At 34.8% G+C, this 12839-nt stretch carries 13 protein-coding genes; 5 read left to right on the top strand and 8 right to left on the bottom strand.

Annotated elements, in window-relative coordinates:
* Positions 1 to 119 precede the first annotated feature (119 nt).
* Both gldC and gldB read right to left on the bottom strand, forming a co-directional pair.
* Positions 120 to 455 carry a gliding motility protein GldC gene (gene gldC, locus FLA105534_RS08290; RefSeq protein ID WP_173965544.1) on the bottom strand — a complete coding sequence of 112 codons (336 nt, stop codon included), beginning with the start codon at positions 453 to 455 and terminating at the stop codon, positions 120 to 122.
* A complete protein-coding gene (gldB, locus tag FLA105534_RS08285) occupies positions 455 to 1411 on the bottom strand; it encodes a gliding motility lipoprotein GldB (protein WP_173965543.1) in 957 nt (318 codons plus the stop codon). Before gldB ends, gldC begins: the two co-directional genes overlap by 1 nt.
* Before the next feature lie 99 nt (positions 1412 to 1510).
* Here gldB and nadE point away from each other — a divergent pair, with 99 nt between their 5' ends.
* The gene (gene nadE, locus FLA105534_RS08280) at positions 1511 to 2317 is read left to right on the top strand and encodes an NAD(+) synthase (protein WP_173965542.1); all 807 of its coding nucleotides are present in this window, start codon (positions 1511 to 1513) and stop codon (positions 2315 to 2317) included.
* Between the two features lie 93 nt (positions 2318 to 2410).
* On the top strand, positions 2411 to 3040 hold the full coding sequence (locus FLA105534_RS08275) for a response regulator transcription factor (protein ID WP_026730588.1): 630 nt from the start codon (positions 2411 to 2413) through the stop codon (positions 3038 to 3040).
* On the opposite strand, the gene dnaG is transcribed toward FLA105534_RS08275, so the two are convergent.
* The 6 genes from dnaG to rlmN form a co-directional block, all read right to left on the bottom strand.
* Positions 3037 to 5103 (bottom strand): DNA primase, encoded by a 2067-nt coding sequence (gene dnaG / locus FLA105534_RS08270; protein WP_173965541.1) that lies wholly within the window; start codon positions 5101 to 5103, stop codon positions 3037 to 3039. The genes FLA105534_RS08275 and dnaG overlap by 4 nt on opposite strands.
* Positions 5104 to 5230: 127 nt before the next feature.
* Positions 5231 to 6286, bottom strand: coding sequence for a hypothetical protein (locus FLA105534_RS08265; RefSeq protein ID WP_173965540.1), 1056 nt, complete (start codon positions 6284 to 6286; stop codon positions 5231 to 5233).
* A 223-nt stretch (positions 6287 to 6509) separates the two neighbouring features.
* Entirely contained in the window at positions 6510 to 7247 is a 738-nt protein-coding gene (locus FLA105534_RS08260; protein WP_173965539.1) for a hypothetical protein, read from the bottom strand.
* Complete coding sequence (locus FLA105534_RS08255) at positions 7234 to 7794, bottom strand: RNA polymerase sigma factor (protein WP_173965538.1); 561 nt, start codon at positions 7792 to 7794, stop codon at positions 7234 to 7236. Before FLA105534_RS08255 ends, FLA105534_RS08260 begins: the two co-directional genes overlap by 14 nt.
* Positions 7795 to 7993: 199 nt before the next feature.
* Complete coding sequence (locus FLA105534_RS08250; RefSeq protein ID WP_173965537.1) at positions 7994 to 8971, bottom strand: polyprenyl synthetase family protein; 978 nt, start codon at positions 8969 to 8971, stop codon at positions 7994 to 7996.
* Positions 8972 to 9158: 187 nt separating this feature from the next.
* Entirely contained in the window at positions 9159 to 10202 is a 1044-nt protein-coding gene (gene rlmN, locus FLA105534_RS08245; protein ID WP_173965536.1) for a 23S rRNA (adenine(2503)-C(2))-methyltransferase RlmN, read from the bottom strand.
* Positions 10203 to 10495: 293 nt separating this feature from the next.
* On the opposite strand from rlmN, the gene FLA105534_RS08240 reads away from it, so the two are divergent.
* The 3 genes from FLA105534_RS08240 to FLA105534_RS08230 all read left to right on the top strand — a co-directional run bounded on the left by FLA105534_RS08240 (position 10496) and on the right by FLA105534_RS08230 (position 12413).
* A complete protein-coding gene (locus tag FLA105534_RS08240; RefSeq protein ID WP_173965535.1) occupies positions 10496 to 11089 on the top strand; it encodes a YceI family protein in 594 nt (197 codons plus the stop codon).
* Between the two features lie 235 nt (positions 11090 to 11324).
* Positions 11325 to 11657: a hypothetical protein gene (locus FLA105534_RS08235; protein WP_173965534.1), complete on the top strand. Its 333-nt coding sequence runs from the start codon at positions 11325 to 11327 to the stop codon at positions 11655 to 11657.
* Positions 11658 to 11771: 114 nt separating this feature from the next.
* Entirely contained in the window at positions 11772 to 12413 is a 642-nt protein-coding gene (locus tag FLA105534_RS08230) for an O-methyltransferase (RefSeq protein WP_173965533.1), read from the top strand.
* The last annotated feature ends 426 nt before the right edge of the window (positions 12414 to 12839 follow it).

Below are 12839 nucleotides of genomic sequence, written 5' to 3'. Positions count from 1 at the left end.
AAGAAATTTCAATAAAGAAATCCCGAATCTCAATTGAAGAAGGAAAAACAATCAATAAAAAAAATCCCAAATTCTAATTACTAAAACTTGGGATTTGTTTTTTTTTATTGGAATTTTAACTATTTCGTTAAATCCAGTTTTTCTGCAAAATAGTCACAGAAATCCTTCATTGTATCTGACATTTTCTCGTCGTCTGTTGCACGTTTAAAAGTATCCGCCATAGCAACCAAAGTCTGGTGAAAGAAAATTTTCATTTCATCTACCGGCATATCTTTTGTCCACAAATCAATACGCATGCTTTCTTTCGCTTTACTATCCCAAATAGACAACATAATTGCTTTTGCATCTTCCGCTTCTACTCCGCCATCCTTCGCCGTCCATGATAATTTTTCCGGAACGCGGTTTTCATCTAATTCTATATTGAATCTAATTTCTGATTTTATTGTATCTGACATTATTTCTTAGGTTTATATTTTGATTTTTCAAAGATTACCTTTGCTTCTGTTTTTAATAATTCCGGCAAAGTTACGTTATTATTCTTCATATACGACCGTACCATTTGCCACCCCAACCAAGCTCCTATTCGACCAGGAGTATCGTTGTCAATTTCTAAGTAGAATTTAGAAAACGGTGCCGGCGCTATGAATCGGGTTGTTAGTTTTGGATCGTCACTATACAGCATTTCATTTTCAATAAAATAACGCCACATATAAGCTTCGTTTTCCTGACTCCATTTTATTTGCTCAGGTGTATAACCTATTTTTTCAGCATCGGTATAATCCGGCAGCAGTAGATCTTTTGCGTACAATTGTTTTCCTTCAAAAATCATTTGAGAAACTAAATTCTTATCCGGAAAGGCAGGAATGTTTCGATAAGCAAAACTCGAAACCACATCGGGCATAATTTGTTTCTCTTCAAAATTTTGTTTCAGATAACTTGGGAATTCATAAAACTTATGATCTTTCCCCAAATACAACTCCAATGCTACAATTACCAGACTGTCTGCATATATTGCTTTGGCATTATAATCCATTTCACCAATTACAGTTATTACCTTCGGCGTTTTTGTTTTGGGAAAATAATACTTCACATGCTGAAAAAGCGCATTGAACTCTTCGCGTACAGGTTCAAAATTGCTGTATTTTTTCTGAACTTCCGAATAAACTTCTCTCCAGATTGGATCCTGCATTTTTTTCAGCCAGATATTGTCATCATTTCCTGCCGGAAAGAAGAAAGGATATTGCTTTTTTACTTTGGCCAGATCCTCTGGTTTAGTTTCAAAAAACACCTTATCAAAACGCTCCACTTTAATATCAACCGGAATTTCTTCTACTGCTTTTTCGACTTTAGTTTTTTGATCACAGGACAAAAAAAACAAGCACAGTACCACTGCTAAGCGATATATTTTCATTTTATTTTAATTAGATTTGTGTTGCTCATATTTTAAGCAAACTGCGCTTAAAAATATTTGTGCAAATATACATCCCTGTATCTTAAATCTTGAACTATTATGGCTAAAAAAAGTACCATTCAGACAGAAAAAGTAAACACCCACATTGTAGAGTGGTTAAAAAATTATGCTACCCAGGCAAAAGTTAATGGTTTTGTAATTGGAATTTCAGGTGGAGTTGACTCTGCTGTAACTTCAACCTTATGTGCACAAACAGGCTTAAAAGTCTTGTGTGTCGAAATGCCAATTCATCAGGCTCCCAATCAGGTTTCAAGAGGAAGAGAGCATATTGAGCAGCTTAAAAAACGTTTTCCAAATGTTTCAAATGTAGAAACCGATTTAACCGCCACTTTTGAAGCCTTTAAAAGTGCTGTACCCAAAACCGATGACGAAGCAAAAGTAAACTTATCGTTAGCCAATACACGTGCCCGTTTAAGAATGACTTCTTTATATTATTTAGCAGGAATTCACGGTTTACTTGTAGCAGGAACAGGAAACAAAGTAGAAGATTTTGGAGTAGGATTTTACACTAAATATGGAGATGGTGGAGTCGATTTAAGCCCAATTGCCGACTTAATGAAGTCAGATGTATACGCTCTGGGGGCATTTTTAACAATTCCGGAGTCAATTTTGACCGCCGCACCTACTGACGGATTATTTGGCGACAACCGTACCGACGAGGACCAATTAGGCGCCAGTTATGACGAATTAGAATGGGCAATGTTGACCTCGGAGTCAGGAAACACGGGAGCTGACTTAAGTGGGAGAGAAAAAACTGTCTTTGAAATTTATAAACGTTTAAACACCAGCAACAAGCATAAAATGGATCCAATTCCGGTCTGTATAATACCAAAAACGTTAAAATAATACTTTTTAACATTTGTCTGCAATTAATTACAGAATTTATTTATTAATTTTACAGTTCCAAAAACATGAACAATTCTAAAAAAGGTAAAAATTATGATTAAAGTATGTCTTGCAGACAATCATCCTGTGACTCACTTTGGCGTTAAGTCTTATTTCAAAGACCACGATCAAATTTCAATTGTTGCCAACGTCGGCAATTTTTCAATGGTTAGAGATATCCTTCAAACGAAAGAAATCGACATCCTGATTCTAGATCTAGAACTGGAAGGACTTTCAAGTATTTTTGAAGTAAAATCTATCTTAAAAAATTTCCCAAAAACAAAAATTGTAATTTTTAGTGACCTCGCTGAACAAATGTACGCTCCAAATGCTATTAAAGCAGGAGTTTCTGGTTATGTACATAAAACAGAAAAACTTGAAACTTTAGGTCTTTCTATTATTAAAGTACACGAAGGAAAAATTATCATCAACGAAACAGTACGCAAAAACATGGCTCTTATTGCGAAACAAAGCAAAAGCGAGCGTTTGTACAGAAAACTTTCAAATCGTGAGATCGAAGTTTTACGCTACTTAAGTGATGGTAAGAAAAACAATGAAATCTCTAAAATCTTAAACCTGAACGAAAAAACAATCAGTACTTACAAATTAAGATTATTAACTAAATTAAATGTTACTAATTTAGTTGACTTAGTAAACAAAGCTAAGACTTTAGAAATTATTTAATGGTATCTCGACATTACTCTACCCAGTTTTTTCGAAAATGAGTTAACTAATTTTGAGTAATCGACAACCATAGACAAAAGCTCTGTATTATCTGAATTATCAGGTTTTATAGAGCTTTTTAATTCATGGATGATTTTATCAACCAAAAACCAACGCATAGACATAATCGTCTCTGTAACATACTGCGCAATGGTTTCGTGCTTCATTTTAGAAAAAATGTTCTGACCTTCCCAATCGTGCAGTGTTAGTTTTTCATCCTCCATTAAAATATCCGTAACCTCCTGAGCAAAATCAGGCTGCAGACGCATTAAATATTGTTCGAGACTGAATTTTTCATTCTGATTATAAAACCCAATTAAATCGGTAAAAATGTCACGGAACAAATTGTTCGAAAGCTCTACTTCATCTTCCTGTAAACTCAAATAAATACGCTCATACACTTTGTATTCTCGCATTTCAGAAACCATAACAACTTCACCCTCTTCATTGTTTTTCAACAAAACATCTTCAAATTCTTCCTTCTTATCTCCATAAAGCAATAAAATCTCAATTACTTTACGTTCTAAACGATATAAAACATCAACTTTTTCAGCTGATTCTTGTGGGGCAAACCCTGCCTCTCCTGGATAATAATCTTCGGGTGGCCCTGTTCTTGGATCGTCCGGATCACCTCCTGAATATCCGGTATTTTTTGGACTTTGATTCCTAAAAACTTCAAAAGGTTTTTGTTCCTGCTTTTGTTTTTTATTGACTTCGGCAATATCCTTTTGAATCAGCTGCGCCAAAGTACTCACCAAAACCTGCTCGGAAATATCCATAATTCTGGCACATTCCTGCGTATAAACCTCACGTTGAATGCGATCCGGAATTTTAGATATACTGTTAACCATATCCCGAATAAGATCGGCCTTTTTTATAGGATCGTTTTTAGCCTCTTTCATCAGAAGAGATGCTTTAAACTGTATAAAATCTTTACTGTTTTCTTCTAAATAAGCAACCAGTTCATCATGAGAATTTTTTCGTGCAAAACTGTCCGGATCTTCTCCGTCAGGAAAAGCACAAACTCTTACATTCATACCTTCTTCCAGAATCAAATCGATTCCTCGAACAGAAGCGCGCAATCCTGCGGCATCCCCATCAAAAAGAACGGTTATGTTTCGCGTTAATCGATTTACCAGACGAATCTGATCGGGTGTTAAAGCTGTTCCCGATGAAGCCACAACATTCTCAATTCCAGCCTGATGAAACTGAATTACATCGGTATAACCTTCAACCAAATAACAGTTGTTTTGTTTCGCAATAGCCTGTTTCGCCTGAAAAATTCCATAAAGTACTTTACTTTTATGGTAAATATCACTTTCGGGTGAGTTTAAGTATTTTGCGGCTTTTTTATCATTCGTTAAAATACGTCCTCCAAACCCCAAAACACGTCCGGACATACTTTCAATAGGAAACATAACACGTCCCTTGAATCGGTCAAACGGACGATCTTCTCTTGCGATTGTCAAACCGGTACTTTCCAGAAATTCCAGTTTGTATCCTTTACCCAAAGCTTCTTTAGTAAGAGCATCCCAGGTTTCCGGCGAATATCCTAAACTAAATTTTTTGATAGTTTCATTGGTAAAACCTCTTTCCTTAAAATAAGAAAGTCCAATCGCCTTACCTTCTTCTGAATTCAGAAGTGTTTTATGAAAATATTCTTTGGCAAATTCCGAAACGAGATACATACTTTCGCGAACATCGGTCATCGCTTTTTCAGCATCTGTCTGCTCCGTTTCTTCAATCTCGATATTATACTTTCTCGCCAGGTATCGAATCGCTTCCGGATAGGTGAACTGCGAATGTTCCATCAGGAATTTGACTGAATTCCCTCCCTTTCCGGTACTAAAATCTTTCCAGATTCCTTTTGCAGGTGACACCATGAACGACGGAGAGCGCTCATCTGAGAATGGACTTAAGCCTTTGAAGTTACTTCCGGCTCGTTTTAAATTGACAAAATCACCAATAACCTCCTCTACACGAGCAGTTTCAAAAACAGAATCAATTGTACTTTGTGAAATCAAAACGTAAAATATTTAGAAAATTTGAAGTGTGTAAAAGTACACAAATCCCCCATGAAATTGGGCAATTTTAAGCAAAAAAAAGCGCCTCTTTCGAAGCGCTCTTCTCACTAACTAATCAATTGTATTCTTAATTAAAATCAAATCTTAATCCCAATGAAATATTATTTTCTTTTACAGTATTATTCCTAAACAATGGGTTTAAATCGTATTTCAAATACAAACTCATTTCTTTGTATCCAATATAAGAACTCAATCCGTAAATGAAATTATTTACATTATAATCTCCTTTTATAGTGGTTTTATAATCTAAATCGTCCTGATCATATTTTAGAATTTGTTTAGATTTTACATTGACCCCAGCGTAACCTCCAATTCCAAAGCGAAAACTATCATGTGTTCTAAAATACGTTTTTCCGTTACTCACTTTTGGTCTTGAAAAGTCAAACTCTAAATGAATTGGCACTGCGATGTACACATTTCTAAAACGGGATTCATCTAAATGAATCGCATTGGTTTGCAATTCTGTCTGGTTTCCATTGACTACAAAATATTTATTATCTCTCGGACGAATATTATTATACATTAAAGACAACCCGTATTTAGCATGTAATAAATTATCGTTTTTCATTAACCTGGTATTATAGGTAAATCCCCATTCGTAAAAATGCGATCCTGTAAACCTATATTTAGAATCCTGCAATTTACCATCAACCATCATATTATTCAAACCTGCTGCAAATACAAACTGCGATGTCGTTCTTCTTTCTCCGCGTACAGAATCTTTTCTTTTTTTATTATTGTCCTTCCATTCTATATCATTCCAATGAACAATCAAAGCACGTCCACTTTTATAACTCCCTTCCTTGATTTTTCCGTCCACTTTTTGCTGTACTAAATCATTTAACTCATTTTGCGCCAGTGTTACTTTTTCTTCGATAATAACCGCTCTGGCTTCTGCTAATTCCTTTTTACGCTTGTCTGCTTGTTCCTGAGTGATTTTTCCTTCAGACAACTGAACGTTAATTGCTTCAATTTCTTCTTTCAAAGCTTCTTTTTCCTCTTTCGTAACTTTCTCTATCTTGTTGGCAATTTTTCTCGCTTTTGACTCAAAAGTCTCCTGTCCAACTGCTTTACTTACAAATAAGAAGACTAAAATAACGAGGTGAATGGTAAAATTTTTCATGATTGTTTTCTTTTAAAATTGATTGTTGATTGATGTTTTTTTTCTAATTGTAAAATGTGAGATGTCAGATCTGAATAGCAAACAATTATTTTCTAATTCTCAATTTTTAATTGGATTAAAAATTGGCAATAATAGCCTGCCCGACAACTATCGGAATTATTTTTTTTTGATCTTTAATTTTTGATTTTCTCCAACAGCACGTTCCGGATTGGAGTTGAAAACTTTATTCCTGCTGATTTCGATTGGCCAAAGCCACTTTTACCGTTTGGTAATTCTTATTGACTTTTGTAATTACCTTTTCGCGAAACGACAGCTCTAATTCACCATCGACCTGTTGAAGCAAATCATTGGCATTAATTTTTACTTTTGATTTTGGCTTGACAGCATTCTCAGCGACGATTACTTTTTCAGCTGTTCCCAGCAACTGATCTACCGTTTCTTTTTCAGGATTTTTAGCCATTAAAGGCTGTGGATTGATTGATTGTTTTTCAGGATTGTTTTTGATGATGATTGAAGACTCCGCTATTTGATTTGATTCATTTTTAATGGTTTTATGTGGTTTTGAAATTTGATGGTTTTCTTGTTTAACTGAATTCTTAGTTGCTTTTTCTTCTGAAACTGCCACCGCTTCTACAACAGTATCCTTTATATTTAAAGCTGGCCGTACAACCGAATCTTTCTGCCCATTTTCTTCAATGACAATTGCATCTTTTGGCGTTTGGTTTACATTTTTATTCTGATTAAAGAAGAAGGTTCCAACCAGTAAAAACCCAGCCAAACTTGCCGCAACATACATCCATTTCTTTTTTCCAGTTTGTCGTGAACGAAGGTCAATCGTTGTTTTCTTGTCCTCAGCAACACTTAGCATCGCATCCAATCGATCCCAGGCTTTGTCGCTAGGTTCTATTTTACGCTGATTTAGTTTTTCACGGAAATCCTTTTCAAAATTATTCGGTTCCATTATCTTGTCTTTTTAAAATTGTAATTTGTGTTTGCAGCATTTTTCTGGCGTGCGATAATTGCGATTTCGATGTTCCCTCATTAATCCCTAACATCTTGGCAATCTCATTGTGTTTGTATCCTTCTATGGCATATAAATTAAAAACCATTTTATAACCGTCCGGCAAAGCATCAATTAAAAACTGAATCTGATCGATCGAAAACTGACTATCAATTGCATTGAAACTCTCTTCGACATAAATTTCTTCTTCACTAAATTTTACTTTTTTCTGAACTCTCAAATAAGAGATACATTCATTCACCATAATTCGCCTGACCCATCCTTCAAAACTTCCTTTGTGCTCAAATCTGCTTAAATTCGTAAACACTTTCATAAAGGCCGTTATCATTACATCTTCAGCCAGTTGAATGTCTTTTATATACTGTCGACAAACACTTAACATTTTTGAGGAAAACCGACTGTATATTTGCTGTTGTGCCTGTCGATTATTATCGACTGCCAACTTTATAATTTCAGTTTCTTCCTGATGTAGGTGAATAATTTTCATTAATAAGCATTTGGTTTTGGTTTAGTAACAGACTTCTATTAGCATAGACGCATAACGCTTTGAAATGGTTGCATGGGGGTTGGAAAAAAAAATAAAAATTAAATCCAAAATTCCAAAACTCAGAACTACATACCTGATTTACAACAAAGTAAATCAATTATCTAATTAACAAATTTCCTAATTATCTAATTTAAAAAAACTATTTTTTTCTTTCAATAACGTAGTTTACCATTAAAACAAGGGCGTCTTTAAACTCAGAATCCGAAAAATTCGCTAATAAGGAAAGTGCTTCCTGTTGAAATTGCACCATTTTTTGTTCGGCATAAGCCAAACCATTATTATTTTTTACAAAAGCAATAACCTCTTTGACGCGTTTTTTGTCTTTATTGTGGTTTTTGATGGAGTTTATCAACCACTTTTTTTCTTGCGGGGTACAAGTATTTAAAACATGAATTAAAGGCAAAGTCATTTTTTGTTCTTTAATATCGATTCCTGTTGGCTTCCCTATGGCTTCTTCGCTATAATCAAATAAATCATCCTTGATTTGAAAAGCCATTCCGATAAGCTCACCAAATTTTCTCATGTTTTCGACCTGAGCATCATCTTCAATTACCGATTTTGCACCAAGTGCACAACAGGCCGCAATAAGTGTTGCTGTTTTCTTTCGGATGATTTCGTAATAAACCTCTTCGGTAATATCGAGCCTTCTGGCTTTTTCGATCTGAAGTAATTCGCCTTCACTCATTTCGCGAACGGCTACAGAAATGATTCTCAGTAAATCAAAATCACCATTATCGATAGAGAGTAAAAGTCCTTTGGATAGTAAATAATCTCCAACCAAAACGGCTATTTTATTTTTCCAAAGTGCATTGATCGAGAAAAATCCACGGCGACGGTTACTATCGTCTACGACATCATCGTGTACTAAAGTGGCTGTATGAATAAGTTCGATTACAGAAGCGCCACGATACGTTCTCTCGTTTACAACACCTTCAGAAACCATCTTAGCGGTTAAAAAAACAAACATCGGACGCATTTGTTTTCCTTTTCGGTTTACTATGTAATAAGTGATACGATTCAATAAAGCCACCTTTGAGGTCATCGATTCATGGAACTTTTTTTCAAAAAGTTCCATCTCGTTAAAGATGGGCTGTTTTATTTGAGAAGTAATATTCATTTCGATCCCAAATATACTATTTTAAATAAAAAAACCCTGTGTATTTTACATTAGTATATCAATAATTTATGTACTAATGTAAAAAAACGGGTAAGGAACATTCTATTAAGTCTGTTTTGAATTCAGGATTGAAAAGGATATTGCTAAAAAATCGATTGTATTATTTATTTGCCGGACAGAAAAGCATCTATCCTTCCTTGTTTGCCAATTGCCCACAAGCAGCATCGATATCTTTACCGCGACTGCGACGCACTTTTACTACTACGCCAATATTTTCTAATGCTTTTATATAAGCCAGAATAGATTCTTCCGAAGCTTGCTGAAACTCACCGTCATCAATTGGATTGTATTCAATCAAATTAACTTTACACGGAACATATTTGCAAAACTTTACCAAAGCATCAATCGACGCTTTGTCATCATTGATTCCTTTCCATACTACATATTCGTAAGAAATCTTATTCTTGGTTTTTCTGTACCAGTATTCTAAGGATTCCCTTAAATCCGCCAACGGGAAGTTTTTACTGAAAGGCATGATTCGTGCACGAACTTCATCGATAGCGGAATGCAGTGAAACCGCCAATTTGAATTTCACATCATCATCGGCCATTTTTTTAATCATCTTAGGAATTCCCGAAGTCGAAACCATTATACGTTTTGGTGACATTCCTAAACCTTCAGGTGATGTAATCATGTCGATGGCTTTGATTACATTGTTGTAATTCATCAAAGGTTCTCCCATTCCCATAAAAACGATATTCGAAAGCGGGTGATTGTGATACAAACGACTTTCTTTATCTATGGCAATAACCTGATCATAGATTTCTCCCGGTTCCAGATTTCGCATTCTTTTTAAACGTGAAGTAGCACAAAAATTACAATCTAAACTACATCCTACCTGACTTGAAACACAGGCCGTTGTCCTTGTTTCTGTTGGAATCAAAACTGATTCTACCACTAAACCATCGTGTAAACGAACAGCATTTTTTACTGTTCCGTCGCTACTGCGCTGCATGGTATCAACCTTAATATGATTGATTACAAAATTATCCTCCAGCATAGAACGAGTTGTTTTGGCAACATTCGTCATGTCATCAAAACTGTGTGCTCCTTTGCTCCATAACCATTCATAGACTTGATTTCCACGAAAAGCTTTGTCATTATTAGCGACAAAGAAATCGCGTAACTGATCTTTTGATAAGGCTCTTATGTCTTTTTTCTCAATTTGCATGCTGCAAAGTTAATCACTTTTGTCATTTTTTTTGATTTTTAGGGTCATTCTTGTTTAAAAATCAATAAAACAAAAATGTCTTTTTAAAAGATCTTTTCACAGAACTCTCCTTCGGAAGTGCACATCTCCCTTTTATTATAAGCTATAAATAAAATCTTAACCATGATTTTTATCAGTTCTTTCGAGATTCGTTCGTGATACATTTGACATAAGAAAAAGACGGCAACTCACTAACAAAACCAGACTTAGTTAGAAACTGATCTTAAATTTAACTAAATAAATACCACATACAGATGAAAACGATTCAATCAATTTTATTAGCAGTAGTAACCATGTTAACTTTACAAGCAAACTCTCAAAAGAAATACACCCTATCCAAATCAACTTTTGAAGTTGCAGGAACCTCCAACATACACGATTGGGTAATGAAATCATCAGAGGGAGCCGGTAGCGCTTACTTATCCGTTGCAGATTCAAAAATAACAGATATTAAAAACCTAACCGTTACTTTACCGGCCGAAAGTATAAAAAGCAGCAAAGGCAGTATGGATGATGTTGCTTATAAATCTCTGGATACAAAAACATACAAAACCATTAAGTATGTTCTAAAATCTGCCGAGAAAGTAAACGAAACAACCTGGATTCTTACCGGAACCTACACCATCGCGGGTGTCAGCAAGGACTATAAAACCCAGATAAGAGTAACAGCTTACAATAGTGATACTTTTACACTGCAAGGTTCTAACCGAATGACTTTTGGTGATTTTGAAATGGCTCCTCCTTCAGCAGCACTCGGAGTTGTTAGAGCCGGCAAAGAATTAACCGTACTTTTCAATATTACCTTAACTGATTATGTAAAAAATGAAAATGTTTTAGTGATTAAATAACAATTAAAGGCCATCAATTAGAATTAGAGAACAACAATGTAATCTTCTCTTCTAAAAGTGAATTAAAAAAAAAAAAACAGCGCAACTTTTCAAACCATAAATTTTTGGCACGAGAATTGTCTTGCACTCAAAAGGAAAGTAATCTTACAAAGAGCTCAATTATTTTAAAATGTGTATCTTTATTTTTCAGCTTTATAACCTTTAAATTTTATCAATCTAAAAAAATCAATTCATTATGAAAAAACAAATCTTAAGTCTGGCTGTTATCGCTCTATTAGCATTCGGTGTTCAATCTTGCGAAAAGAAAGAACCAAAACCTGCAGAAGAAGAATTAACTCTTGGCAACAAGGTTGACTCTTTAACTACAGACATTAAAGAAGTAAAAGACAGTGCTGTTAGCAAAACAGAAAATGCTGCTGAAGACGTAAAAGATGCTACAAAAAAAGCAGCTGAAGATGTAAAAGACGCGACACAAAAAGGCGCTGAAAAAGTAGAAAACGCTGCTAAAGCTGCAAAAGACGGAACTGTAAAAACCGCAAAAGAAGTTAAAGACGCTTTGAAAAAATAGTCCCTTCTAATTCTAAAATCAAAACCATTCGCTACAACGAATGGTTTTTTTTATGCCCAAAAGTGAGCCGATATTTTTTGTATTTTTACACTCAAAATTAGAAGATACTACAAGATGCATTTTATTTCACAAGACCTCGAAGATTATATCGAACAACATTCTGAGAACGAACCGGAATTATTAGCAAAACTCAACAAAGAAACGTACCAAAAAATACTTTTACCGAGGATGCTTAGCGGACATTTTCAGGGCCGTGTTTTAAGCATGTTATCCAAGTTGGTTCGTCCTGTGAATATTCTTGAAATTGGCACTTATACAGGCTATGCCGCTTTGTGCCTATGTGAAGGAATGCAGGAAAACGGACAACTTCACACTATTGATATCAAAGAAGAATTAATTGATTTTCAACGCAAATACTTTGATGCATCGCCCTGGGGAAAACAAATTTTCCAGCATTTAGGTGAAGCTATTACGATCATTCCAACTCTGGATGTTAAGTTTGATTTGGTTTTTATTGATGCGGATAAGGAAAACTACCTGAATTATTGGGAAATGATTGTTCCGAAAATGAACAAAGGCGGTATTATTTTATCTGATAATGTTTTGTGGAGTGGAAAAATACTGGAACCGGTTCATCCGAATGACGTTAGTACCAAAGTTCTTTTAGAGTACAATTTACTCTTAAAAAATGACCCAAGAGTCGAAACGGTTTTATTACCTATCCGTGATGGATTGACTGTTAGCAGAGTATTGTAAGGAAAAGCTCAGAGGTTCTGAGGGATTAAGGTCCTAAGTTTTTTTTCTGGCTAATTGAATTGCCTTCAGCTTTAGCTGGAGAAATATATCTTAAGAAATATAAAGAGGCTTTAGCCAAATTATCTGGCAATTTAATTCGGCTAAAGCCTTTTCTGTAATTCGATTTTATCTCCAGCTAAAGCTGGAGACTATTCAACATTGAAAATGCAATCAATACTAAATCTTCTCAAAAAAGACTCAGAACCTTAGTACATTAGAACCTTCAATTATATTCTACCCTCCAGCTAAAGCTGAAGGCAATTCAACAATGATTTTTAAAGATGAATTACAGCACCAAAATAAATTCTGAAGGCTTTGCAATTATAAACAATGTTTACAATCAAACTGAAATTGAAAAATTAATTTCATTAATTGAAAATGTAACCG

This window comes from Flavobacterium collinsii (assembly GCF_902804485.1).
In the GTDB taxonomy this organism is placed as follows: Bacteria; Bacteroidota; Bacteroidia; order Flavobacteriales; family Flavobacteriaceae; genus Flavobacterium; species Flavobacterium collinsii.
This window is presented reverse-complemented; position numbering and strand designations above follow the sequence as displayed.